Genomic DNA, 23059 nt, shown 5'->3' with positions numbered 1-23059 from the left:
CACAATGACCCGGTGACCGACCTCGCCCCCCTCCTCACCCCCGAGGGCCGTGCCCTCCTCGACGACGTGCGCGGCACCGCCCCCGCCGACGAACTCGCCGTCGCCACCCGGCTGCGCCGCGAGCACCCCGCCGAGCTGGTCTCCGCGGCGCTCGGCCAGGCCCGGTTGCGGCAGCGGGCGGCGGTGAAGTTCGGGGCCGAGGACGCGGAGCGGATGTTCTTCACGCCCAACGGGGTCGAGCAGTCGACGCGGGCGAGCGTGGCGGCGTACCGGGCCGAGCGGCTGCAGGCCCTGGGTGTCACCTCCGTCGCGGACCTGTGCTGCGGGATCGGCGGTGACGCGATCGCGCTGGCCCGGGCCGGGATCCGGGTCCTCGCGGTGGACCGGGACCCGCTGACGGCGGCGGCCGCGCGGGCGAACGCGGACGCGCTGGGACTCGCCGGCCTGATCGACGTACGGGAGGCGGATGTCACGGAGGTCGACACGGCCGCGTACGACGCCGTGTTCGTGGATCCCGCGCGGCGCGGCGGGCGGGGCCGCATCTTCGATCCGGAGGCCTACTCGCCGCCGCTGTCCTGGGCCGTGCGGGCAGCTCTCAAGGCCCCGCACGCCGCGCTGAAGGTCGCGCCGGGCATCCCGCACGAGGCGGTTCCGTCGGAGGCCGAGGCGGAGTGGATCTCCGACGGCGGGGACGTGAAGGAGGCGGTGCTGTGGTTCGGCACCGCGCCGGGCGCCGTCCGGGCGACGCTGCTGCCGGGACCGCGGACGCTGCTGGGGCGGGGTCTCCCCGACCCCGAGGTCCGGTCCGTGGGGCGGTACTTGTACGAGCCCGACGGAGCCGTCGTCCGGTCCCATCTGGTCGCCGAGGTGGCCGAGGACCTGGACGGCGGGCTGATCGACGAGACCATCGCCTACGTCACCGCCGACGCACTGCACCCGACCCCGTACGCCACCGCCTACGAGATCACCGACCAACTCCCCTTCAACGTGAAGAAGTTGAAGGCGCTGCTGCGGGAACGGCAGGTCGGGATCCTCACCGTGAAGAAGCGGGGGTCGGCCGTCGAGCCGGAGGAGTTGCGGCGCAAGGCGCTGCCGAAGCCGCAGGGGCCGCACTCCGTGACCGTGTTCCTGACCCGGGTCGCGGGGGCGCCGACCATGCTGATCGGCGCCCCCGCGAGGGCTCTTACTGGTGCTGGACCGTCCTGAGCGACTCCAGGTGCGGGTCGGCGCCGACCGGGCCGGTGCGCGCCGCGGTGGCGTTCCGGGTCTCGTCGCCGCCGGTGCGCAGGGCGCTCGTGCGGCTGCTCGCCGGCTCGTCGCCGTTGCGGAACGGCGTGTAGACGACCTGGGCGCCGTTCGCGGCGACCGAGGCGCCCGCCGAACCGAGGGTGCTCGCCGAGAGGTTGCCGGTACCGCCGAAGGCGATCACCGCGTTGGTGCTCGCGGACTCGCGCAGCAGATAGCTCGTCAGCTCGGGCGAGAGGGAGGCACGGGAGGTCCACAGGACCGGCCCGAAGACGTTCATCGCCCCGGCCGCCGACAGCCCGTCACGCCAGGAACTCGAGTAGGCGAGGGCCACGTTGCTCGGCGTGCTCCACCAGAACCTGGCGACGGCCACCGAGAGGGCGGCCCTGGTCTTCCCCGAGATCGGGTAGTACGAGTACGTGGAGGGCCACCGGGAGAAGTCCGTGTGGGTCAGCGCGTACCTGGCGTCCGCACCCACCGGGATGACCATGGTCTTCGCCGGGTTGAGGCCGTTGAGGTACGACTTCACCGACGAGGACAGCTTCTTGCCGTTGGTCAGGACGAGGCCGCCCGCGCTGCTCGTGCCGTCGGCGCCGGCCGCGGCGGCGGCCGGGAGGGACGCGTAGGCGTCGGTGCCGGAGGCCAGGAACACGTACTTCGGGCTGGTGGTGATCGTCTTGGCCACGGCGACCGAGGTCGCGAAGCGGTCCGCGCCGGTCAGCCGCTTGGGCGTGAAGCCGAGGGCCTTGACCTGGGAGGTGACGGAGCTGCTCAGGACCGAGGTGTTGCCGACGAGATAGACGTTGGCGCCCCGCTTCAGCACCCGCTTCAGCTCGGCCTTCACCGCCGCCGAAAGACCGCCCTTCGGGGTCGCGAGGACCGGCCCCTGCTTCTTGCCGGCCAGCGCGGGCGCGGTCAGCGCGTACGCGGTGCTGTCCTGGTTGGTCAGCACGGCCGCCTTGGCGTCCATCAGGCCCGGCGCGCTGGTGCCGACCTTGTTCCAGGTCCAGCGGGAGGCCGCGACGACGGTCGGGGTGCTGCCGGAGCCCCAGATCCGGGCGGTGGTGTTCTTGCGCAGCGGCTGCCAGCTGGGGTTGCCGCCCTGCGGGGTGCCCGGGACTGCCGTGCGCTCACCGGTGGCGACGTCGGCGTACTCGGTGGTCTGCACGTCGGTGCTGTCGCCCGTGGTGTGCGCGTCGAAGACGATCCGGGTGCCGGTGGGCGACCAGGACGGGTTGGCGACGTAGCCGGGCCCGGTGGTGAGCTGCTTGACGCCGGTGCCGTCGGCGTTGGCCGTGAAGATCTGCTGCTTGCCGTCGGTGTCCTTGCGGACGAAGGCCAGCTTGGTGCCGTCGGGCGAGTAGGCGGGCTGCCCGGCGTTGCCGAGGACCCGCTTGACCGTCTTGGCGGTCGGGTCGTAGACGTACACGCCGGCGTTGTCGTAGCAGCCGTAGTTGATACGGCGTTCGAAGGCGACCTTGCCGGACGGGCTCACCGTCGGGTCGGTGTCGCAGACGGTGTCCGGCTCCAGGGCCGACGACAGCAGCGGGCGGGGCGCCCAGGAGGCGTCGGAGGGGCCGTAGGCGAGCTGGCCGCCGGTGGAGAAGACGACGTAACGGCCGCCCCACCAGAAGGTCAGGTCCTGGTACTGGGCGCTGGAGCGCACGCCCTCCGCCCAGGGCAGGGTGAACTTCGAGCCGCCGCTGGGGCGGATGCTGCTGATCTGGCTCGCGGAGGTGACCAGACGGCTGCCGTCCGGGGCCCAGGCGGCGTAGCCGCCGTAGGTGTTGGGCACCGCGGTCTGCTTGCCGGTGGCGGTGTCGACGAGCACCGGGCCGTCGGTGAGGATCCGGCCCTCGGTGCCCGGCCAGGGGCCCGCGTCGTCGGCGGCGGCGCCGGGCGCGGCGGCCAGGGTGCCCACCGCGGCGAGCGCCGCCGCGGTCGCGAGCGCCGCGGCACGGCGGCGCGTGAACAGTCTCAAGTTGTCATCCTCTACAGGGTTTTCACGGTCTCCACACAGAGACTGAGTCACTGTAGGACGCCAACGGGACATCAGGGGAACAAATTTACTGATGTGCAACTGTTCGAAAACGGATCACTGACCGCACTCCCGCGCCCGGTCCAGCAGCAGTTCACGCTCCCGTTCGTTGCGGGTCAGCGTGGCCGCCCGTGCGAACTCGGCCCGCGCCTCGGCCGTCCGTCCGAGGCGGGCGAGGAGATCGCCGCGCACGCTCGGCAGCAGGTGGTAGTCGAGCAGGGCGGGTTCGTCGGTGAGCGCGTCGACGATCTCCAGGGCCGGGCCCGGGCCCTCGGCCATCGAGACGGCGACCGCGCGGTTGAGTTCGACGACCGGGGAGAGGGTGCGGGCGGCGAGCAGGGCGTAGAGGGTGGCGATGGCCGGCCAGTCGGTCTCGTCGTAGGAGTACGCGTGCGCGTGGCAGGCGGCGATGGCGGCCTGCAGGACGTAGGGGCCCGGGGCGCCGGTGGCCGTCGCGTCGGCGCGGCTCAGGGCCTTGATGCCGCGGGCGATGAGCATGCGGTTCCAGCGGCTGCGGTTCTGGTCCCTGAGCAGGACCGGCTCGCCGCGCGGTCCGGTCCGGGCGGCCGTACGGGAGGCCTGGAACTCCAACAGGGCCGCCAGGCCGTGCACTTCGGGTTCCTTGGGCATGAGGGCGGACAGCAGGCGGGCCAGGCGCAGGGCGTCCTCGCACAGGGAGGGGCGCAGCCAGTCGTCGCCCGCGGTGGCCGCGTACCCCTCGTTGAAGATCAGGTAGATGACGTCGAGGACCGAGCCGAGACGGGCCTCGCGGTCGGGGCCGTAGGGCACCTCGAAGGCGATGTTCTTCGTGGCGAGGGTCCGTTTGGCGCGCACGATGCGCTGGGCGACCGTCGCCTCCGGGACGAGGAAGGCGCGGGCGATCTCCGGGGTGGTCAGACCGCCGAGCAGCCGCAGGGTGAGGGCGGTACGGGCCTCGGCGGACAGCACCGGGTGGCAGGTGGTGAAGACGAGCCTGAGCAGGTCGTCGTCGATGTCCTCGGGGTCGGCGGGCTCCTGCGGCGGGGCGGTCTCCGGCAGGTCCCGGCCGATCTCGGCCAGCTTGCGGGCGTAGTTCTCCCGGCGGCGGACCAGGTCCACGGCCCGTCTGCGCGCGATGGCCGTGAGCCAGGCGCCCGGGTTGTCGGGGACGCCGTCGCGCGGCCACTGCTCCAGCGCCGCGACCAGCGCGTCCTGCGCGAGTTCCTCGGCGATGCCGACGTCCCGGACGACCCGGGTGACGCCGGCGATGATGCGCGGCGACTCCATGCGGAAGACGGTCTCCACGACGGTCTCCACGGAGGAGCGGGCGTCGGTGGTGGGGGGCTGTGAGGTCACAACCCCCCATTCGACACCCGTACGTCCCCGCGGCCAAGGAAGAGGGCTCAGCCCTCCGCGATCTCCCGCACCTCGCAGGTGACCGTCCAGTGCTCCTCGTGCACCTTCAGGAAGCGCTTGGTCCACTCGATCGCCTCGGCCATGTCCTTGGCCTGGACGATCGCGTACCCCCCGACGACCTCCTTCGCCTCGGTGAAGGGCCCGTCGGTCACCGACAGCTGCCCCTTCTCCCAGCGCACCCGGGCCCCCTGCGCGGTCGGCGTGAGCCCGGCGGTGTCGAGCAGCACCCCGGCCTTCGTCATCTCCTCGATCAGCTCGCCCATGCGCTGCATCAGGGCGTCGCTGGGGCCCTCGGCGGGGGCGGTCTTCTCGTCGATCTGAACCATCGACAGGTAACGCGGCATGGTGACTCCTCGGTCGCTACGAGGCCGGCCCTTCCCGGCCTCTCACCAGTGCGTCGATCGGGAGAGGCCGGGATCGACAGACCCCGCGGATTTCTTCGGAGATTTTTTCCAGGGCCCCGAACCAGGGTCCTGACCTGCTACGACAGCACCCCGCCGAACCACGCCTTGGCGGACGGCGCCCCGATCGTCACCGGACCGAAGGTGAACGCCGCGTCCGTCACGATGCCGGTCGGACGCCCCCGCAGCGACCAGACCGCGCCGTCACCGGTGTTCTCGCGGGGGGCCGCCACAGCGAGGTCCGCGTAGCCGTTGCCGTTGATGTCGAGGAGGCTGACCGAGCCGCCGAAGTTGTCGCTCGACTCCGCGGCACCGGGGACGCCGTCGGTGTCCTGGGTGTAGCCCTGGGCGCCCGAGCCGGTCAGGCCGTCGCGGCTGCCGTAGAGGACGTTGACCATGCCCGCCCCGCCCTTGTCGCCGAGCGCCTCGCCGGGCGCGCCCACGGCCACGTCGGCGTAGCCGTCGCCGTTGACGTCACGGGCGGAAACCGCGTCGCCGAAGCGGTCCTCCTCCTCCGTGGCGCCGGGGACCCCCTCGGTGTCCTGGCTGTACGACTTCCAGGTCGACGCCGGCTTCGGCCCGGAGGCCGAGCCGAGGGCCACGGTGACCGTGGACTGGTTCGGGACGCCCCGGACGACGTCGTCGAAACCGTCGCCGTTGACGTCGCCGAAGGCCACCTGACCGCTGCCCTCGGGGCCGGCGACATAGGTGAAGGCGCCTCCCGAGGCGTTGGACAGGTAGAGCTGGGAGCCGATGCCGCCGTCGCCGGTGTAGACGGTCAGCGCGAGGTCGTCACGGCCGTCGCCGTTGACGTCCCCGGCGGCCGCGTTCATCACGTCGAAGGGCTCCACCTTGGGCGAGCCGAAGTCCTGCGTGGCGGTCGGCTTCCCGGTCCGGGAGATCGGGCCGCGCCAGACGGTGGCCTCGGTGCCGAGCGGGTCGTCGCCCGGGGCACGGCCGCCGCGGAACAGGACCAGGTCCGGCCAGCTGTCACCGTCGAAGTCGCCCGCCTGGGTGGTCGCCGCGGGTACGGACACCCCGCCGGACAGGCCCTCCTTGGTGCCCCAGACGACGACCGCGTCCCGGGTCGAGGAGGCCTGCCCGATGATCAGGTCGGTGCGTCCGTCGCCGTCCAGGTCCCCGGTGGACAGCTGGTAGCCGAAGTTCTCGCCCGCGGCGGGATCGCCCGGGATCCCGCTGGTGGAACGGCTGATGATGGTGCGGCTGTCCTTGGTCAGGCCGTGCGGGCCGCCGTACATGACGGTGACGTAGCCCGCCCCCTGCTTGCCGCCGACCGTGGCGATCGGGGCGCCGACGGCGAGGTCCTTGTAGCCGTCGCCGTTGAAGTCGTTCTGGACGGCCTTCGATTCGGCCGCCGCGGCGGTGCCCGCCAGGGCGGGTATCCCGCCGAGCGCGAGCACGCCAGCGATCAGTGGCACGGACCAAGCTGTGTACGAACGCGAGTTGGACATCGGTGTTCCCCCTGGTTACTGCAATGTGGTCACCGCAACAGACTCCCCTGGACGCTCACTGGTTGCAGCAGGCGTTCATTTTTCGGTGAACACGTCAGCAAGGGCTCAGCGCAGCGACTCCCACAGCTCGCGCGCCGCGGGTTCCTTCGCCACCACCCGGTTCGGGTTCGAGGGCGCGGTCACGACCGGCATGGTCACCGTCTTCACGTCACCGGCCGCCAGGCCCTTCAGGCTCTCGCCGAGGCTCATCAGCTCGGTCAGGGAGTCGAGGCCGGTGTCGGTGGTGAGGCTGCCGGTGACGGCGTCGGCGACGGAGTACAGCTTGGTGGGGCTGGTCAGCAGGTTCGTGGCGGAGATCTGCTCCAGCAGGGCCGTCACCAGCTTCTGCTGGAGGCCTATGCGGCCCAGGTCGCTGCCGTCGCCTATGCCGTGCCGGGTGCGGGCCAGGGCGAGGGCCTGCTTGCCGTCGAGGTGGTGGGTGCCCGCCTTCAGATGCAGGTGGCTGTCGTTGTCGTCGATGTCCTCGTCCGTGGTGACCGTGACCCCGCCGAGCGCGTTCACCAGCTTCGCGAAGCCCGAGAAGTCGATCTCGATGTAGTGGTCCATGCGGACGTCCGTGATCGACTCGACGGTCTTGACCGCGCACACCGGACCGCCCACGGAATAGGCGCTGTTGAACATGGCGCGATACGAGACCGCCGTGGAGCCTCCGCTCCCCAGGGGGCAGGACGGGCGGGTGACGAGGGTGTCGCGCGGGATGCTGACGACGGTGGCCGTGGTGCGGCCCGCGTCGATGTGCACGACCATCGCGGTGTCGGACCGGGCGCCGGTGCTGCTGCCGCCGCCGAGCGCCTGGTTCTCCTTTCCGCTGCGCGAGTCGGAGCCCAGGACCAGGATGTTCAGCGCCTCGGTGGGCAGCGGGGCCTCCTGCGAGACCGCGGGGGCCGGGGTCGCCTTGGCCGGGCGGTCGTCGCCGAGCGCGCTGTTGATGTCGACGCTCTTGATGTTGCTGTTGAGGTGCCAGTACGCCCAGCCCGCCGCCGCGCAGCCCAGGACCAGCGCACCCGCGAGGGTGAGGCCGACGGCCTTCAGTGCTCTCGGCCGCCGGCCCACTCGTCTGTCCTCGTCGTCTCCGATCACAGAGAGGAACATAAGTCCGAATTATTACGAGGAACGCCTCCCGGGCGGCTTTCTTCGGAAAATCTCAGACTTCTCAACCCAGCGTCACGACCGGAACCGGATTGCTGCCGCTCCACGAGCCGTTGAATCCGAAGGTCACCGAGCCGCCGTCCGGCACCGTCCCGTTGTAGGCCGCGTTCGAGCAGCTGACCGCGGTCCCGGACTGGGTGCAGATCGCGTTCCAGGCCTGGGTGATCCGCTGCCCGGCGCCGTACGTCCAGCCGGCCTTCCAGGACGACAGGGCGGCACCCGAGCAGGAGATCTTGACCTGCCCCGTGAAGCCGGTGTTCCACTGACTGGTCACGCTGTAGACCGCACTGCACGCACCCGTCGGCTCAGGGGTGGTGGTACCGCCGAGCGCCTCCGCGATCGCGTGGTACGCCGGTTTCGGCGCGTAGTTCTCGTCGTACGGCGTCGCCGCGCCCTGGCCCGGGAAGGTGCTCGGGATCCAGGAGTCGGAGTCGGTGAAGCCCCAGACGGTGGCGCCGACGCAGCGCGCGACCGCCACGCACGCGTTCATGACGGCCTTGTAGTCGGCGGCCTGCTGGGTCAGCTTGGCGCTGTCGGAGGGCAGCGTCATCCGGATGTCCAGCTCGGTGATCGCCACGTCCACCCCGAGGTCGGCGAAGCGCTGGATGTTCTGCTGGAGCGTGGCGGGGACCTGGCCGACGATCAGATGGGCCTGGAGACCGACCCCGTCGATCGGGACGCCCTGTTCCTTCAGCGACTTGACCAGGTTGTACAGGGCGGTGGACTTCGCGTTGACGCCCTCGACGTTGTAGTCGTTGATGTACAGCCTGGCGGCCGGGTCGGCGGCGCGGGCGGCGGTGAGCGCCTGGGCGATGTAGCCGGTGCCGAGGCCGTTGTACCAGAGGGTCTGGCGGTAGGTGCCGTCCTCGTTGAAGGGCTCGTTGACGACGTCCCAGGCGGCGAGCCGGCCCTTGTAGCGGCCCACTTCGAGCGCGATGTGGTCGTCCAGGAGCCGGCTGAGCTGGGCCGGGGTCCAGGTGCCGTTGGTCAGCCAGTCCGGGTTCTGGTTGTGCCAGACCAGGGTGTGGCCGCGCACCTGCTGGCCGTGGGCCTCGGCGAAGTTCACGATCTGGTCGGCCTCGGCCCAGTTGTAGCTGCCGCGGCTCGGCTCGACCGAGCCCCATTTCATGGCGTTGCCGGGGGTCAGCGAGTTGAACTGCGCCCCGGCGAGGTCGCCGTAGGTGCCGGTGAGCTTGGACCCGGTGACGGCCGTACCGATGACCTTGCCCTTGGCGGCGGCGAGCTCGCGCAGGGGTACGTCGGCGGCGCTCGCCGTGGGGGCCGGGGCGAGCAGCGCGAGGCCGCTCAGGAGGGACACAAGGGATAAGCCGGTTCTCAGAGATCTCATTGCGGGCGCCTCCGAAAGTTTCGGTCGTGCAACCGATTGGCTTCGGAGGAGTGTGGGCGCAGGCACCCCACCCGTCAATAGCCACTCCCGGGCCTCAGCGGTACCGCGGCACCCGAAGCCCATGGCACCGGCCGCGATGTCCCACCCAGGGGCGCGGGGAACTGCGCGACCAGCCACGACAAACCCCCGGCCGCCCCACAAGGAGCACCACCAAGCCATTGACGCGGGGTCCGTCGGCCGGAGCGCGGTCCGTGTCGTACCCGCCCCGGTCAAACCGCCGGAGGTGCCCCCGTACTGCTGCGCACCACCAGGCTCGTCGCCAGTTCCACCCGGGTCGCCGCCGGGCTGCCGCCCTCCCTGCCGAGGTCGAGCACCAGCTTGGCCGCGGCCTCGGCCATCTCGGTCAGCGGCTGCCGTACGGTCGTCAGCGGCGGGCCCACCCAGGGCGCCACCGGAAGGTCGTCGAAGCCGACCACGCTCAGGTCCTCCGGAATCCGCAGGCCCAGCTCGCGGGCCGCCTCGTAGAGGCCGAGCGCCTGGAGGTCGTTGCCGGCGAAGACCGCGGTGGGCCGGTCGGGACGGCGCAGCAGTTCCAGGCCCTGGCGGTAGCCGGTCTCGTGGTGGAAGTCACCGGCCATGATCAGGTCGGGGTCGACGGGCAGCCCCGCCGTCTCCAGGGCGGCCCGGTAGCCGTCGATGCGGGCGCGGCTGCACATCATGCGGGAGGGCCCGCTGATCGCGCCGATCCTGCGGTGCCCGAGCTCGACCAGGTGGCGGGTCGCGGCGAGCCCGCCCTGCCAGTTGGTCGCGCCGATGGAGGGCACGTCGGCGCCCGGATCCCCGGCCGGGTCCATCACCACGAACGGGATCGATCTGCTGCCCAGCAACGCGCGCTGGGACTCGTCGAGCCCGGACAGTACGAGGACCACCCCGTGCGGGCGGCGGGCGGCGACCTGGTCGGCCCAGGTGCGCCCGGGGGTGAGCCGCCCCGCGCTCTCGCTCAGCACGACACTGAGCCCGGCGTCACGGGCCACGTTCTCCACACCCCGGATCACCTCCATCGCCCACGCGCTCTCCAGTTCGTGGAAGACCAGATCGATCAGGGGCGAACGGCTCGCCTCGGCACGTCGGCGCCGGTAGCCGTGCGCGCGCAGCAGGTCCTCGACGCGAGCGCGGGTCGCGGGCGCGACGTCGGCCCGGCCGTTGAGGACCTTCGAAACTGTCGGCGCCGACACACCCGCCTCGCGGGCGATCTCGGCCAGCGTGGCCGTCTGCGGCGACCGTCCTGCCGTCGGGGAAGTCGTCCGGGTTTCAGCGGGCTCGGGGGGCGTCATGGCGGCGATCGTATCCCTGCACGACCTCTTGACGAACCCTCCGTGCGGCCCTAGGTTCCCAAAACATTCGGATTAAATGTCGAAACATTCGCGAAGTCGGCCCGACAGTCGAGCCCGACAGGAGTTACATGACCACCGCGCCCTGGCGTGACCCCGCCCTGACCGCCTCCGCCCGCGTCGACGACCTCCTCTCCCGGATGACCCTGGAGGAGAAGACCGCCCAGCTCTACGGCGTGTGGGTGGGCGCCAGCGCGGACGGGGACGGAGTCGCCCCCCTCCAGCGCGAGATGACCGCCGACTACGACTGGGACGAGCTGATCACCCGGGGGCTCGGCCAGCTCACCCGGCCCTTCGGCACCGCCCCCGTGGACCCGGCGCTGGGCGCGCAGGCACTGGCCCGCGCCCAGCGCCGTATCACCGACGCCGGCCGCTTCGGCATTCCCGCGCTCGCGCACGAGGAGTGCCTGGCCGGCTTCACCACCTGGCGGGCCACCGCCTATCCGGTCCCGCTCGCCTGGGGAGCGAGCTGGGACGCCGAACTGGTCGAGGAGATGGCCGGTGCCATCGGCCGCGACCTGCGCACGGTCGGCGTCCACCAGGGTCTGGCCCCCGTCCTGGACGTCGTCCGCGACCCGCGCTGGGGACGGGTCGAGGAGACGATCGGCGAGGACCCGTACCTGGTGGGCACGATCGGCGCCGCCTACGTCCGCGGCCTGGAGTCGGCCGGGATCGTCGCCACGCTCAAGCACTTCGCCGGGTACGCCTCCTCGGCCGGCGCCCGCAACCTCGCCCCCGTGCGGGCGGGCGTGCGCGAGTTCGCCGACATCACCCTGCCGCCCTTCGAGTTCGCCCTGCGCGAGGGCGGGGCCCGCTCGGTGATGGCCGCCTACACCGACACCGACGGCGTCCCGGCCTCCGCCGACCCCGGCCTGCTGACCGAACTGCTGCGCGAGGAGTGGGGGTTCACCGGCACGGTGGTCGCCGACTACTTCGGCGTCGGCTTCCTGCAGACCCAGCACCGGATCGCCGGCACCGAGGCGGGCGCGGCGCACGCGGCCCTCGCGGCGGGCCTCGACGTCGAGCTGCCGACCCTCAAGTGCTACGGCACCCCCTTGATCGAGGCCGTCCGCGCGGGCGAGGTCCCCGAGTCGCTCATCGACCGGGCGGCCCGCCGGGTCCTGCTCCAGAAGTGCGAGCTGGGCCTCCTGGACGAGGACTGGACCCCTGAGCCCACCGAGCGGATCAATCTCGACTCGACGGCGAACCGCGCCCTGGCCCGCCGCCTCGCCGAGGAGTCGGTGGTCCTACTGGACAACCCGGCCGGCCTGCTCCCGCTGGCCCCGGACACTCGGATCGCGGTCGTCGGCCCCCGCGCCGCCGACGCCCTCGCGATGCTGGGCTGCTACTCCTTCCCCTCCCATGTCCTCACCCACCACCCCGACATCCCCATGGGCATCGAGATCCCGACGGTCCTGGACGCGCTACGCGCCGAACTCCCCGACGCCAAGGTGACATTCACCGAGGGCTGCGGGGTCGACGAGCCGGACACCAGCGGCTTCGAGGAGGCGGTGGCCCGGACGGCCGAGGCGGACGTCTGTGTGGCGGTGCTCGGTGACCGGGCGGGCCTGTTCGGCCGGGGCACCTCGGGCGAGGGCTGCGATGTGACGGACCTGCGACTGCCGGGCGTGCAGGGCGAGTTGCTGGACTCGCTGGTCGCCACCGGCGTCCCGGTCGTGCTGGTCCTGCTGACCGGCCGCCCCTATGCGCTCGGCCGCTGGGACGGCCGGCTCGGCGCGGTCGTCCAGGCCTTCTTCCCCGGGGAGGAGGGCGGCCCGGCGGTGGCGGGAGTGCTGTCGGGCCGCGTCAACCCTTCGGGCCGCCTTCCGGTGAGCGTGCCGCGGGTGCCCGGCGGTCAGCCGTGGACCTACCTCCAGCCGCCCCTCGGCCTCGCGGGCGAGGTCAGCAACCTGGACCCGACCCCGCTGTACGCCTTCGGACACGGCCGCTCCTACACGGAGTTCGCGTGGGAGGACTTCACGGGCGGCGCGCCGGCGGAGATCGGCCCGGACGGCACGTACGACGTGTCGCTGACCGTGCGCAACGCGGGGGACCGGGCGGGCACCGAGGTCGTCCAGCTGTATCTGCACGACCCGGTCGCCTCGGTGACCCGCCCGGACGTCCGGCTGATCGGCTATCAGCGGCTGGAGCTGGAGCCGGGCGAGTACCGGCGCGTGACCTTCCGCTTCCATGCGGAGCTGTCGGCGTTCACCGACCGCAAGGGCCGCCGGATCGTCGAACCGGGCGATCTGGAGCTACGGCTGTCGGCGTCGAGCGCGGAGGTCAAGCACACGGCACGGCTGCGTCTGACGGGCCCGGTGCGGGAGCTGGGCGCGGACCGCCGGCTGCGCTGCGAGACGGAGGTGTCGTAGCAGTCGCCGTCACTCCACCGACTCGAACCGCCACCGGTGCACCGCCCTTGCCGCCAACTCACCGTCGGGCTCCGGTAGTTCGGGCAGCTCGGCGTCGTAGGCCGCGTCCCACCACGTGATGACGAGGACGCGGCCCTGCGGCGCCCGGAAGGTCTCCCGCCGCAACGGCCGTACGGCAAGCTCCTGTCGGCGGGCCCAGGCGAGCAGGTCGTCGCCCCGGCCCTCGACCGCGCGGGCCTCCCACATCAACGCGACCGTCACGAGTAGAGGTTCTCCTTGCTGACCTCGTGCACGTGGTCGTGGCCCGGCACATGGGGGTCGGTCACCGGCAGGGAGGAGTCGGCGGAGAGGTCCCAGCTGGAGGCGGGGCGGTTGCGGGCCACCATCTCGGCGCCGAGGGCGGCGACCATCGCGCCGTTGTCGGTGCACAGCTTGGGACGCGGGACCCTCAGGCGGATCCCGGCGGCCTCGCAGCGCTCCTGGGCGAGGACCCGCAGCCGGGAGTTGGCGGCCACGCCCCCGCCGATCATCAGGTGGTCGACGCCCTCGTCCTTGCAGGCCCGCACGGCCTTGCGGGTCAGCACGTCCACCACCGCCTCCTGGAAGGAGGCCGCCACGTCACGCACCGGCACCTCCTCCCCCGCGGCCCGCTTGGCCTCGATCCATCGGGCCACCGCCGTCTTCAGCCCGGAGAAGGAGAAGTCGTACGCCGGGTCGCGCGGCCCGGTCAGTCCGCGCGGGAACGCGATCGCCGACGGGTCGCCCTCGCGCGCGTACCGGTCGATGACCGGGCCGCCCGGGAAGCCGAGGTTCAGCACCCGGGCGATCTTGTCGAAGGCCTCGCCGGCGGCGTCGTCGATGGTCGCGCCCATGGGCCGTACGTCGGAGGTGATGTCCGAGGACAGCAGCAACGACGAGTGACCGCCGCTGACCAGCAGCGCCATCGTCGGCTCGGGCAACGCCCCGTGCTCCAGCTGGTCGACGCAGATGTGGGAGGCGAGGTGGTTCACGCCGTAGAGGGGCTTGCCGAGCGCGTAGGCGTACGCCTTCGCGGCGGAGACCCCGACGAGCAGCGCACCGGCGAGTCCGGGACCCGCGGTGACGGCGATGCCGTCGAGGTCCTTCGCGGAGACACCGGCCTCCTTCAGGGCGCGCTCGACGGTCGGCACCATCGCCTCCAGGTGCGCCCTGCTGGCCACCTCCGGCACCACGCCGCCGAACCGGGCGTGCTCGTCGACGCTGGACGCGATGGCGTCGGCCAGCAGGGTGGTACCCCGGACGATGCCGACGCCGGTCTCGTCACAGGAGGTCTCGATGCCCAGGACAAGCGGTTCGTCAGCCATTGATCTCGGTTCCTCGTTCTGATGTCGGTCGCTCGGCGGAGCCGCTGTCGGATGCTGTGGTCAGCCGCATGACCAGGGCGTCCACATTGCCCGGCTGGTAGTAGCCGCGCCGGAACCCGATGGCCTCGAAGCCGAAGCGCTCGTAGAGCTTCTGGGCGCGGATGTTGTCGATCCGGCACTCCAGCATCACTTCGGCGCACTCGAAGGCGGTCGCGGCCCGCAGCAGCTCGGTCAGCAGCGTCGCCCCGAGTCCGGTGCCCCAGTGGTCGCGGGCGACGGCGATCGTCTGGACGTCGGCCAGCTCGCCCGCGGAGGCGAGTCCGGCGTATCCGACGATCCGTTCGCCCTCCTCGGCCACCACGAACCGCCGGGTCGCCTCGGGGCCCCGGGAGTGTGCGAGTTCGGACCAGAACATGCCCCGGGACCAGGCGTCCTCCGGGAACAGGTCCCGCTCCAGCTCCAGGACGGGCTCGATGTCCCACCACCGCATCTCGCGCAGCACAGGAATCACGGGTGTGGTCACTTGGGGGTGACCACCTTGTAGTTCTTGGGCACCTGCGCGTCCGGCCGCCGCAGATACAGCGGGCGCGGGGCGGGCAGTTCCGCCCCGGCCTCGATGCGCTCGGCGGCGAGGGCGGCGAGCGCGGCGGCCGACACGTGCTCGGGCTCGCGGGCGTCGGGGAAGGTGTCCGGGTAGAGCAGGGCCCCGGCGCCGACCGCGGGCAGCCCCTCGACCTGCCCGGCGATGTCGGCGGGCCGGTCGACCGCGGGATCGCTCACGCGGGTGCGGGGGTCGGAGTAGGTGGCCCAGTAGACCTCCTTGCGCCGTGCGTCGGTCGCCACGACGAAGGGGCCGTCGCCGACATCGGCCGCGTAGGCGAGTCCGTCCAGGGTGCACACCCCGTGCACGGGGATCTTGAGCGCGAGCCCGAAGGTGTCGGCGGTCATGAGCCCGACGCGCAGCCCGGTGTAGGGCCCGGGGCCGATTCCCACGACGATCCCGGTGACCGCGTCCAGCTTCACCCCCGCGTCCGCGAGCACCCGGTCGACGGCCGGCAACAACAGCTCCCCGTGCCGGCGCGCGTCCACCTGACTGAACGAGGCGACGACGTCCCGCCCGTCATGCAGGGCGACGGTCACGGCGGGGGTGGCGGTATCCAGAGCGAGCAAGAGCACGCAAACAGCCTACGGCTCCGGGAGGACCCGGGTGGCCGCAGGCCGCTACTGACCCTCGGGGGTGTGACGGCCTACGGTTCCGGCGCGCGGGCGCGACCAGCCACGACGGCACGGCACCCCCTCGACGACCTGCTACGGTCGCCACAAATCAGGACCAAGTACTCGAGAGGTGACCGGTGGCAACCAGCAACGCGGCTTTCGTGACCGCCCTCACCACAGCGGCCCTCGCGACGGTCGGCTTCCTCGCCTACCAGGCCTCCGCGACGGTCCCCACCAGGGCGCACACCAGCAGTGTCCCCGCGGCCGTCACCTCGAAGGTCCCCCGCGACGAGCGCAACCCCGCCGCGCTGCCGCCGGGCTCGGGCGCCGGCGAGCGTGTCGTGTACTCCCTGGACGACAACCGTGTCTGGCTGGTCAACGCCGGCGGCCAGGTCACCCGCACCTTCCAGGTCATCCCCGGCACCATCGACCCCGCCCCCGGCGTCTACGTGGTGACCTCCCGCTCGAACTCCGTGACCGGCACCGATGGCACGCCCATCGAGCACGTGGTCCGCTTCACGAGCATCGACGGCGTGGCGATCGGCTTCAGTTCGGCCGTGGAGCAGGCGGGGCGTCCGGCTCCCGCCGCGACCACGGTGCCGACGGGCGGCATCCGGGAGTCCCGCGAGGACGGCGACGCGATGTGGGCCTTCGCGACGATCGGCGCGAAGGTCGCGGTCATCCACTGACTCGGCCGCTTCGGGGCTCAGGCCGGTTTGGAGCTCAGGCCGGTTTGGGCGACTCAGGCCGCTTTGGGGCGCTCGGCGGCGGCCGTCCGTGTCGTCCCCGGGTCGGGCAGTCGCGGCGGTGTGGAGACGGCCTCCGCGGCCGCGCAGGACGCCAGCAGATCACGCATGGACACACCGCCGACGAGCACGTACGGCTGCGGCTGGGGCCGGTTCTCGGTGGCCGACATGGACGCCTCCAGGAGTTCGGGGGCGGGCGTGGTTAGGTAGACCTAACCACGAGCTGGGTACCATGTGACCACGCACATGACGCACTGTGCAATATCTTGCCGACGGATTGTCGGAAACGTTCACACGGCGGGCGGGTGGCGGACGGGTTCTCAGGCCGTGAGCACGCTGAGGTCGGCCGCGGTCCACCGCTCCCCGACCGGCGTCAGCGTCACGTGCCGCACCTCGTCGGTCGTGTCACCGACCGCGCGGTGGATCTGCACCTGGAGCCGGTCGTCGGTCAGCTCCTCGACCTTGCCCTCGCCCCACTCCACGACGATCACCGACTCCGGCAGCGAGACGTCGAGATCGAGGTCCTCCATCTCGTCGAGCCCGCCGCCCAGGCGGTACGCGTCGACGTGGACGAGCGGCGGTCCGCCCCCCAGGGACGGATGCACCCGGGCGATCACGAAGGTCGGCGAGGTCACGGCCCCTCGCACCCCGAGCCCCTCACCGAGTCCGCGGGTCAGTGTCGTCTTGCCCGCGCCGAGCTCCCCGCTGAGCATCACGAGGTCCCCGGCGCGCAGCAGCTTGGCGAGCTTCAGGCCCAGCTCGCGCATCTGCTCGGGGGAGGTGACGGTCAGCTCGGTCTCAACCGGGTTGCGCGGTACTGCTTCCATAACCGCCAACGGTAGCCCCTGCGGGTACCGCCCCCGCGCGGGTGAGCAGGTCGGCGAGGCGGTCGGTGACCACTTCCGGGTGTTCCAGCATGACGAGGTGCCCGGCGTCGGGGACCAGCACCAGCTCCGCCTCCGGCAGCAGGGAGGCGATCGCCTCGCTGTGCTCGCTGGGCGTGACCATGTCGCCCACTCCGGCGAGCACGAGCACCGGCTTGTCCACGAAGTGGGCGAGGGCGGCGGTCTTGTCGTGATTGTCGAACGCCGGGTAGTACTCGGCGACCACGTCGATCGGGGTGCCCTCGATCATCCGCTCGGCGAACCGGACGATGGCCGGGTCGACGTCCCGGGACGCGAAGGAGTAGCGCTTGATGACCCCGGCGAACAGGTCGGCGGTGGCCCGTCGGCCCTTCTCCACCAGGTCGGCGCGTTGCCCCAGCACCTTGAGGACGCCCGGCAGCACCCGCCGTACGGCGTTGACGCCCGCGACGGGCAGCCCGAAGTTGACCTCGCCGAGCCGCCCGGACGACGTACCGACCAGGGCCACCGCGACCACCCGGTCGCGGATCAGTTCGGGGTACTGGTCGGCCAGAGCCATGACGGTCATTCCGCCCATGGAGTGACCGACGAGCACGATCGGGCCCTCGGGGACGGTCGCGTCGATGACGGCTTTGAGGTCGCGCCCGAGCTGCTCGATGTCGACCGGCACTCCGTCCCGCACCTGCCGGGCACCACGCCCGGACCGCCCGTGGCTGCGCTGGTCCCAGTGCACGGTCCGTACGACACCCCTGAGCGCCGCGCGCTGGAAGTGCCAGGAGTCCTGGCTGAGGCAGTAGCCGTGGCTGAAGACGACCGTCACGGGAGCGGGGGCCTTGCGCCCGAACAGCCGGCGCCGGCGCGGCGACAGCGCGGGAGCGGCCTCCGGATCGACGTCGTCGACCTCGTAGTACAGCTCGGTGCCGTCGTCGGCTTGCGCCTTGCCGGGGGTGCCGCGCACTGCGCCGTACGGCCCGGTCGAGTCGAGGGCGAGCCGGGCCCGCTCCCGCATGCCGCGTCCGACGGTGAGCCGCTCGAGGGCGACACCCGCCGCGGCGCCCGCGGCGATCACGCCTATCGCGGCGCCGGCGACCCCGGTCGCCCGGCGCCACCCGCCACCCGCCGCCGTAGCGGAGGCGAGGGCCACCGAAGCGGCGGCGTCGACGACGGCCTCCGCACTGCTCTCGCTCACGTACCGCTCCTGTTCGCTGGGTCGTTCAAGGGCCGGGTGATACCGGTGTTGCGGGACTGGCTGATCTGACGCGCACTGTTGCGGTTACCCCGCTTGTCCCTCATTCACATAGACGCGGGGAACGCGCGTTCCGATGCGGGTCACGATTTCGTAGGCGATGGTGCCCGCTGCCTGGGCCCAGTCCTCGGCGGTGGGCTCGCCCCGGTCGCCGGGGCCGAAGAGCACGGCCCGGGTGCCGGTGGCGGGCTCGTCGCCGCCGAGGTCCACGACGAACTGGTCCATGGCGATCCGCCCGGCGACCGTGCGCCACTTGCCGTCGACCAGCACCGGCCCGGCGCCGGAGGCGTGCCGGGGGATGCCGTCCGCGTATCCGACGGGCACGAGACCGAGGGTCGTGGCACCCGGGGTGACATAGCGATGGCCGTAGCTGACGCCATGGCCTGCCGGAACGCGCTTGACCAGCGCGAGCGACGCCGACAGCGTCATCACCGGGCGCAGTCCGAAGTCGGCGGGGTCGCCGATCTCGGGGCTCGGCGAGATGCCGTAGGTCGCGATGCCGGTCCGGACGAGGTCGAAGTGGCTCTCCGGAAGCGTGAGGGTGGCGGGCGAGTTGGCGATGTGCCGCACCTCGGGGCGCACGCCCTGGCCCTCGGCGTACGCGAGCATCTCGCGGAAGAGGGTGAGCTGGGCGGCGATGGAGGGGTGGCCCGGCTCGTCGGCGCAGGCGAAGTGCGACCAGAGGCCGGTGACGCGCAGGAGCCCTTCGGACTGTGCGCGCAGGGCCTCGGCGACCAGCTCCGCCCAGTCCTCGCCGGGCTGGCAGCCGTTGCGCCCGAGGCCGGTGTCGGCCTTGAGCTGCACGCGCGCGGGTACGCCGGCCTCGCGGGCCGCCGCGACGAGCTCCCGCAGCGCCCACATCCCGCTGACGGAGACGTCGAGGTCGGCCTCGATCGCCTCGCGCCAGGGGCCGCCGGGCGTCCACAGCCAGCACATGATCCGCCCGGGCAGCCCCGCCCTGCGCAGTGCCAGAGCCTCCTCCGGCGTGGCGGTCCCGAGCCACCCGGCCCCCGCCTCGACCGCGGCGCGGGCGCAGGGCACCGCGCCATGGCCGTACGCGTCGGATTTGACCACGGCCATGAGGGCGGACCCCGACGCGCGGGCGCGCAGGGCCCGCACATTGGCCCGCAGCGCGGCCAGGTCGATCTCGGCGCGGGCGCGCAGCGGTGCGGTCGGGGCGGTTGCTGTCTCGTTCATGGCGCCCCCAGTGTCTCAGAGGCGACTGACACCGCCGATGAGCACGTCCCGGGACGCACGGTCACGCGTGCCTTGTGCGCTTATGCATGGCTTACGCGTGGCTTACGCGTGAGTCAGAGGATCAGACCGTGCCGGGCCAGGTACTTCACCGGGTCGATGTCATAGCCGTACGGGCGGCGGGAGCGCACCTCGAAGTGCAGGTGCGGGCCGGTGGCGCGCCCGGTGGCGCCGCTGCTCCCGATGCGGGTGCCGGCCTTGACCTTGGCACCGCGCGCGACGGAGATGCGCGAGAGGTGGGCGTAGAGCACGTACCGGGAATCGCTCATCTTGATCGTCACGGCCTTTCCGTACGACCCCGACCAGCTGGCCAGGACGACGACGCCGGTGCCCACCGCGTAAACCGGGGTTCCCTTGGCCACGGCAAGATCCACTCCGGTGTGGTATCCGGCCAGCCAGTTTCCCCGCACGCGGTAGCGCATGGTCACTCTGGCCCGCTTCCGGATGGGGCGAGTCCACTTGGCCGTTGCGAGGGAGCGGTCGCTGACCTCGACGTCCTCGGCGGACTCGAGGAGTTCCTCGTATTCCGCGTCGTAGTCGCTGCCGCAGTTCCCGTCGTGCTCTTCCTCTAACGGTTCGGGGCTGTCCCCGCGGAAACCGAGAACGGGACTCCCCAGAACGACTGCCGCTCCTCCCAGCAATTCACGCCGGGTGGTGCCTCGTATATTTGGCTCATCCATGCGGCCAGCGAAACATCGCTCTTTCGGCTCCGCATATTCGACCGACCGGTATTGGTCCCATCAGGTAGTAGTTCGCGGTGACTCGCCCGTTTGCCGGGCCCAATGGCCCCGGGTCACGCGTCCGTGACGTCCCGCCAGGCCGCCGGTACGGCCTCGGCCACGTCGTGGGCGCCCACCGGGGCCCCGTCGGCCGCGAACCGTCCGGCCAGCCCGTGCAGGTACGCGCCCACGCTGCCGGCGTCCAGGGCGCTCAGCCCGGACGCGAGCAGGGACCCCGCGAGGCCGGACAGGACGTCCCCGCTGCCGGCGGTGGCCAGCCAGGCCGTCCCGGTCGGGTTCACGCGTACGGCCCCGCCGCCCGCGTCGGCGACCAGCGTGGTCGAGCCCTTGAGCAGCACGGTCGCGCCGTAACGCCCGGCAAGTTCCCGCGCTGAGGCCAGCCGGGCCCCCTCGACCTCCTCGCGCGCCACCCCGAGGAGCGCGGCGGCCTCTCCGGCGTGCGGGGTCATGAGCGTCGGCGCGGTACGCGCGCGTACGGCGTCCCGGTCGGCGAGCCGCAGCCCGTCCGCGTCGACGAGCACCGGCACGTCCGACGCCAGCACCTCCGCGACGGCCGAGGCGTCGTCCCCGGCCCCCGGTCCCACCACCCACGCCTGGACCCGCCCGGCCTGCTTCGGCCCCCGGTCGGAGACGAGCGTCTCGGGGAAGCGGGCGATCACGGCGTCCCCGGCGGGCCCGACGTACCGCACGGCCCCGGCGCCGCCCCGCAGCGCCCCGTACACGGCGAGCACGGCGGCCCCGGGATAGCGCGCGGACCCGGCGGCGATCCCGACGACGCCCCGCCGGTACTTGTCGCTCTCCCCGGCCGGCACGGGCAACAGCCGCCGTACGTCGGCGTGTTGGAGGGCCTCCGCTTCGGCCTCCTCCGGGAGCGCGAGCCCGATGTCGACGAGCCGCACCGACCCGGCGTACTCCCGCGCGGGATCGATCAGCAGCCCCGGCTTGTGCGTCCCGAACGTGACGGTCAGGTCGGCCCGTACGGCCGCCCCGCGCACCTCACCGGTGTCGGCGTCGACCCCGCTGGGCAGATCCACGGCGACGACGACGGCACGGGACCGCTCGGCGACCTCGGCAAGCCGCGCCGCGTCGGGGCGGAGCCCGCCCTTGCCGCCGATCCCGACGATGCCGTCGAGGAGGAGATCGGCACGTTCGATGAGTTCCTCGGCGTCGCCCGGAGCCACCGTCCGGCCTCCCGCCCGCCGCAGCGCCGCGAGCCCCCCGCCATGGGCCCGCTCGGGCGCGAGCAGCACGGCAGCGACCCCGGCCCCCCGCCGCGCCAGCCGGGCTCCGGCATACAGGGCGTCACCGCCGTTGTCCCCGCTCCCGACGAGCAGCACGACCCGTCGGCCGTACACCCGCCCCAGCAAGTCCGCGCAGGCGGCGGCGAGTCCGGCAGCCGCCCGCTGCATCAGCGCGCCTTCCGGAAGCCGTGCCATCAGCTCCCGCTCGGCGGTCCTGACCGTCTCCACGTTGTACGCAGTACGCATGGGATCGAGTCTGCCGCAGAACCCTTCGCCACGATCACCCCGGCCCGTCCTCACCGCCCGTCCCGGTCGGCGACGTAGAGAACCAGCACGAGGGACTCGACCCTGGCGCGACTGTCAGCGTCGCCTCTTCCGAGAGAGGCCGTAGACGACGAGCCCCACGAGGACAACGACCAGGACCGTCGGATCAGTCATATACCCCCCTGTCTTTTCGCGGCCCACAAAGACGATGAGCACGAGATTCGCTACGACCCCTAAGACTCACGGGTCTTCCGATGGCCCAGGAAGGCGAGGTCTGCCAGAACCACCCCACTGACCGCGGCGATCGCTCCGAGTGAGACCGGCACGACATCGCCGGTTACCGTCCCCGCGACGCACGCGCCTATCCCTCCCACGATCAAGATCGCGGAAAAGATGCCCACCTCTCTTATCGCGGGCCGCATACGAAGGGGGTGCCCGTCATGGGTCCGCAATCTCCGTCTACGAGAAACGACGTACAGCACACCAACCATCACAGCGAAAGCGGCGATGAATATCAGCGCATCCTGGCCATTCTCGACTGGAGAGTACTTTCCACCAGCTGCGTGCATTGCCGTCGGGGTCGGGGTCGGTGTCGTGCGCGGCAGGCCGGTGGCGTCGGTGAGGCAGGAGTAGGACTTCCCCCCAGTCGTCATGGACTCCAAATGCCCGCCGGTTCACGGATGAATCCGGTGTCGACACCGTTCGTCGTCGTGGACGCGAGCCCCGGCGCGGTGTGGTGGAACCAGTCCGAACCCAGCGTGGTGCGACCGGAGTTGTCGGTTCCCGTGTGCACCAGGTCCTCTCGTTCTTCCGTGCGGTCACCGCCGTGCGCCGGCCTCCGCAAGAAGTACGGCAGGAGCGACCGCCACCCCGAACCCGTTCGTCACCCCTCCGCGATCACGACCGCCGACGCCACCCCCGCGTCATGACTGAGCGACACGTGCCAGGACCGCACCCCGAGTTCCGCCGCCCGCGCCGCGACCGTCCCGGTCACCCGCAGCCGCGGCTGCCCGCTGTCCTCGACGTAGACCTCGGCATCCGTCCAGTGCAGGCCCGCGGGGGCCCCGAGCGCCTTCGCCAGGGCCTCCTTCGCGGCGAACCGCGCCGCCAGCGAGGCGACACCCCGCCGCTCCCCGCCGGGCAGCAGCAACTCGTCGTCCCGGAAGAGCCGTTGGGCCAGGCCGGGCGTACGCTCCAGCGACGCCGCGAACCGCTCGATCTCGGCTACGTCGATACCGACCCCGATGATGCTCATCCGGGCACTCTACGATCCGTT

The 23059-nt window shown here is 72.1% G+C and carries 21 protein-coding genes; 3 read left to right on the top strand and 18 right to left on the bottom strand.

Annotated elements, in window-relative coordinates:
- Positions 1–12 precede the first annotated feature (12 nt).
- The gene (locus ACGFWE_RS17300; protein WP_393600361.1) at positions 13–1206 is read left to right on the top strand and encodes a methyltransferase domain-containing protein; all 1194 of its coding nucleotides are present in this window, start codon (positions 13–15) and stop codon (positions 1204–1206) included.
- Here the strand turns inward: ACGFWE_RS17300 and ACGFWE_RS17295 are convergent.
- From ACGFWE_RS17295 to ACGFWE_RS17265, 7 genes are all read right to left on the bottom strand, one after another.
- Positions 1184–3226 carry a cell wall-binding repeat-containing protein gene (locus tag ACGFWE_RS17295; protein WP_393600360.1) on the bottom strand — a complete coding sequence of 681 codons (2043 nt, stop codon included), beginning with the start codon at positions 3224–3226 and terminating at the stop codon, positions 1184–1186. The genes ACGFWE_RS17300 and ACGFWE_RS17295 overlap by 23 nt on opposite strands.
- A gap of 114 nt (positions 3227–3340) precedes the next feature.
- Entirely contained in the window at positions 3341–4618 is a 1278-nt protein-coding gene (locus ACGFWE_RS17290) for an RNA polymerase sigma factor (RefSeq protein WP_393600359.1), read from the bottom strand.
- Positions 4619–4665: 47 nt separating this feature from the next.
- The gene (locus ACGFWE_RS17285; RefSeq protein WP_037719081.1) at positions 4666–5022 is read right to left on the bottom strand and encodes a YciI family protein; all 357 of its coding nucleotides are present in this window, start codon (positions 5020–5022) and stop codon (positions 4666–4668) included.
- 137 nt (positions 5023–5159) lie between these two features.
- The gene (locus ACGFWE_RS17280) at positions 5160–6518 is read right to left on the bottom strand and encodes an FG-GAP and VCBS repeat-containing protein (protein WP_393600358.1); all 1359 of its coding nucleotides are present in this window, start codon (positions 6516–6518) and stop codon (positions 5160–5162) included.
- A gap of 138 nt (positions 6519–6656) precedes the next feature.
- On the bottom strand, positions 6657–7703 hold the full coding sequence (locus ACGFWE_RS17275; protein ID WP_393600357.1) for an LCP family protein: 1047 nt from the start codon (positions 7701–7703) through the stop codon (positions 6657–6659).
- Positions 7704–7764: 61 nt separating this feature from the next.
- A complete protein-coding gene (locus ACGFWE_RS17270; protein WP_393600356.1) occupies positions 7765–9108 on the bottom strand; it encodes an endo-1,4-beta-xylanase in 1344 nt (447 codons plus the stop codon).
- A 269-nt stretch (positions 9109–9377) separates the two neighbouring features.
- The gene (locus ACGFWE_RS17265) at positions 9378–10442 is read right to left on the bottom strand and encodes a LacI family DNA-binding transcriptional regulator (protein WP_393600355.1); all 1065 of its coding nucleotides are present in this window, start codon (positions 10440–10442) and stop codon (positions 9378–9380) included.
- 128 nt (positions 10443–10570) lie between these two features.
- Between ACGFWE_RS17265 and ACGFWE_RS17260 the strand changes: the two genes are divergently transcribed.
- A complete protein-coding gene (locus ACGFWE_RS17260; protein ID WP_393600354.1) occupies positions 10571–12871 on the top strand; it encodes a glycoside hydrolase family 3 N-terminal domain-containing protein in 2301 nt (766 codons plus the stop codon).
- Positions 12872–12880: 9 nt separating this feature from the next.
- On the opposite strand, the gene ACGFWE_RS17255 is transcribed toward ACGFWE_RS17260, so the two are convergent.
- Genes ACGFWE_RS17255 through tsaB form a run of 4 tightly spaced genes read right to left on the bottom strand, consistent with a single transcriptional unit; the run spans position 12881 to position 15390 of the window.
- A complete protein-coding gene (locus tag ACGFWE_RS17255; protein WP_352389197.1) occupies positions 12881–13132 on the bottom strand; it encodes a hypothetical protein in 252 nt (83 codons plus the stop codon).
- Positions 13129–14214, bottom strand: coding sequence for a tRNA (adenosine(37)-N6)-threonylcarbamoyltransferase complex transferase subunit TsaD (tsaD, locus tag ACGFWE_RS17250; RefSeq protein ID WP_352389198.1), 1086 nt, complete (start codon positions 14212–14214; stop codon positions 13129–13131). The genes ACGFWE_RS17255 and tsaD overlap by 4 nt, the downstream gene beginning before the upstream one ends.
- Positions 14207–14737, bottom strand: coding sequence for a ribosomal protein S18-alanine N-acetyltransferase (gene rimI / locus ACGFWE_RS17245; protein ID WP_352389199.1), 531 nt, complete (start codon positions 14735–14737; stop codon positions 14207–14209). The genes tsaD and rimI overlap by 8 nt, the downstream gene beginning before the upstream one ends.
- A complete protein-coding gene (gene tsaB, locus ACGFWE_RS17240) occupies positions 14734–15390 on the bottom strand; it encodes a tRNA (adenosine(37)-N6)-threonylcarbamoyltransferase complex dimerization subunit type 1 TsaB (RefSeq protein ID WP_352389200.1) in 657 nt (218 codons plus the stop codon). Before tsaB ends, rimI begins: the two co-directional genes overlap by 4 nt.
- 176 nt (positions 15391–15566) lie before the next feature.
- Here tsaB and ACGFWE_RS17235 point away from each other — a divergent pair, with 176 nt between their 5' ends.
- On the top strand, positions 15567–16118 hold the full coding sequence (locus ACGFWE_RS17235) for a hypothetical protein (RefSeq protein WP_352389201.1): 552 nt from the start codon (positions 15567–15569) through the stop codon (positions 16116–16118).
- A gap of 53 nt (positions 16119–16171) precedes the next feature.
- Here ACGFWE_RS17235 and ACGFWE_RS17230 read toward each other — a convergent pair whose 3' ends face one another.
- The 7 genes from ACGFWE_RS17230 to ACGFWE_RS17200 all read right to left on the bottom strand — a co-directional run bounded on the left by ACGFWE_RS17230 (position 16172) and on the right by ACGFWE_RS17200 (position 23038).
- Positions 16172–16345, bottom strand: a complete 174-nt coding sequence (locus ACGFWE_RS17230; protein ID WP_393600353.1) for a hypothetical protein — start codon at positions 16343–16345, stop codon at positions 16172–16174.
- Positions 16346–16495: 150 nt separating this feature from the next.
- Positions 16496–17002 carry a tRNA (adenosine(37)-N6)-threonylcarbamoyltransferase complex ATPase subunit type 1 TsaE gene (gene tsaE / locus ACGFWE_RS17225; protein WP_352389203.1) on the bottom strand — a complete coding sequence of 169 codons (507 nt, stop codon included), beginning with the start codon at positions 17000–17002 and terminating at the stop codon, positions 16496–16498.
- Positions 16974–18227 (bottom strand): alpha/beta hydrolase, encoded by a 1254-nt coding sequence (locus ACGFWE_RS17220; RefSeq protein WP_352389204.1) that lies wholly within the window; start codon positions 18225–18227, stop codon positions 16974–16976. The genes tsaE and ACGFWE_RS17220 overlap by 29 nt, the downstream gene beginning before the upstream one ends.
- An 84-nt stretch (positions 18228–18311) precedes the next feature.
- Entirely contained in the window at positions 18312–19481 is a 1170-nt protein-coding gene (gene alr / locus ACGFWE_RS17215; RefSeq protein ID WP_393600352.1) for an alanine racemase, read from the bottom strand.
- 113 nt (positions 19482–19594) lie between these two features.
- Positions 19595–20218 carry a M23 family metallopeptidase gene (locus ACGFWE_RS17210; RefSeq protein WP_393600351.1) on the bottom strand — a complete coding sequence of 208 codons (624 nt, stop codon included), beginning with the start codon at positions 20216–20218 and terminating at the stop codon, positions 19595–19597.
- 113 nt (positions 20219–20331) lie between these two features.
- Positions 20332–21765 (bottom strand): NAD(P)H-hydrate dehydratase, encoded by a 1434-nt coding sequence (locus tag ACGFWE_RS17205; RefSeq protein ID WP_393600350.1) that lies wholly within the window; start codon positions 21763–21765, stop codon positions 20332–20334.
- 901 nt (positions 21766–22666) lie between these two features.
- Entirely contained in the window at positions 22667–23038 is a 372-nt protein-coding gene (locus ACGFWE_RS17200) for a holo-ACP synthase (RefSeq protein ID WP_352389209.1), read from the bottom strand.
- Positions 23039–23059 lie beyond the last annotated feature (21 nt).

This window comes from Streptomyces sp. NPDC048523 (assembly GCF_043199815.1).
Lineage (GTDB): Bacteria > Actinomycetota > Actinomycetes > Streptomycetales > Streptomycetaceae > Streptomyces.
This window is presented reverse-complemented; position numbering and strand designations above follow the sequence as displayed.

Excerpts from the sequence above, each read along its gene's own strand:
- ACGFWE_RS17210 (WP_393600351.1), bottom strand. The coding sequence starts at position 20,218 with ATGGATGAGCCAAATATACGAGGCACCACCCGGCGTGAATTGCTGGGA.
- ACGFWE_RS17285 (WP_037719081.1), bottom strand. The coding sequence starts at position 5,022 with ATGCCGCGTTACCTGTCGATGGTTCAGATCGACGAGAAGACCGCCCCC.
- ACGFWE_RS17200 (WP_352389209.1), bottom strand. The coding sequence starts at position 23,038 with ATGAGCATCATCGGGGTCGGTATCGACGTAGCCGAGATCGAGCGGTTC.
- ACGFWE_RS17265 (WP_393600355.1), bottom strand. The coding sequence starts at position 10,442 with ATGACGCCCCCCGAGCCCGCTGAAACCCGGACGACTTCCCCGACGGCA.
- tsaE (WP_352389203.1), bottom strand. The coding sequence starts at position 17,002 with ATGGAAGCAGTACCGCGCAACCCGGTTGAGACCGAGCTGACCGTCACC.
- ACGFWE_RS17270 (WP_393600356.1), bottom strand. The coding sequence starts at position 9,108 with ATGAGATCTCTGAGAACCGGCTTATCCCTTGTGTCCCTCCTGAGCGGC.
- ACGFWE_RS17260 (WP_393600354.1), top strand. The coding sequence starts at position 10,571 with ATGACCACCGCGCCCTGGCGTGACCCCGCCCTGACCGCCTCCGCCCGC.
- tsaD (WP_352389198.1), bottom strand. The coding sequence starts at position 14,214 with ATGGCTGACGAACCGCTTGTCCTGGGCATCGAGACCTCCTGTGACGAG.
- ACGFWE_RS17230 (WP_393600353.1), bottom strand. The coding sequence starts at position 16,345 with ATGTCGGCCACCGAGAACCGGCCCCAGCCGCAGCCGTACGTGCTCGTC.
- ACGFWE_RS17205 (WP_393600350.1), bottom strand. The coding sequence starts at position 21,765 with ATGCGTACTGCGTACAACGTGGAGACGGTCAGGACCGCCGAGCGGGAG.
- ACGFWE_RS17275 (WP_393600357.1), bottom strand. The coding sequence starts at position 7,703 with ATGTTCCTCTCTGTGATCGGAGACGACGAGGACAGACGAGTGGGCCGG.
- alr (WP_393600352.1), bottom strand. The coding sequence starts at position 19,481 with ATGAACGAGACAGCAACCGCCCCGACCGCACCGCTGCGCGCCCGCGCC.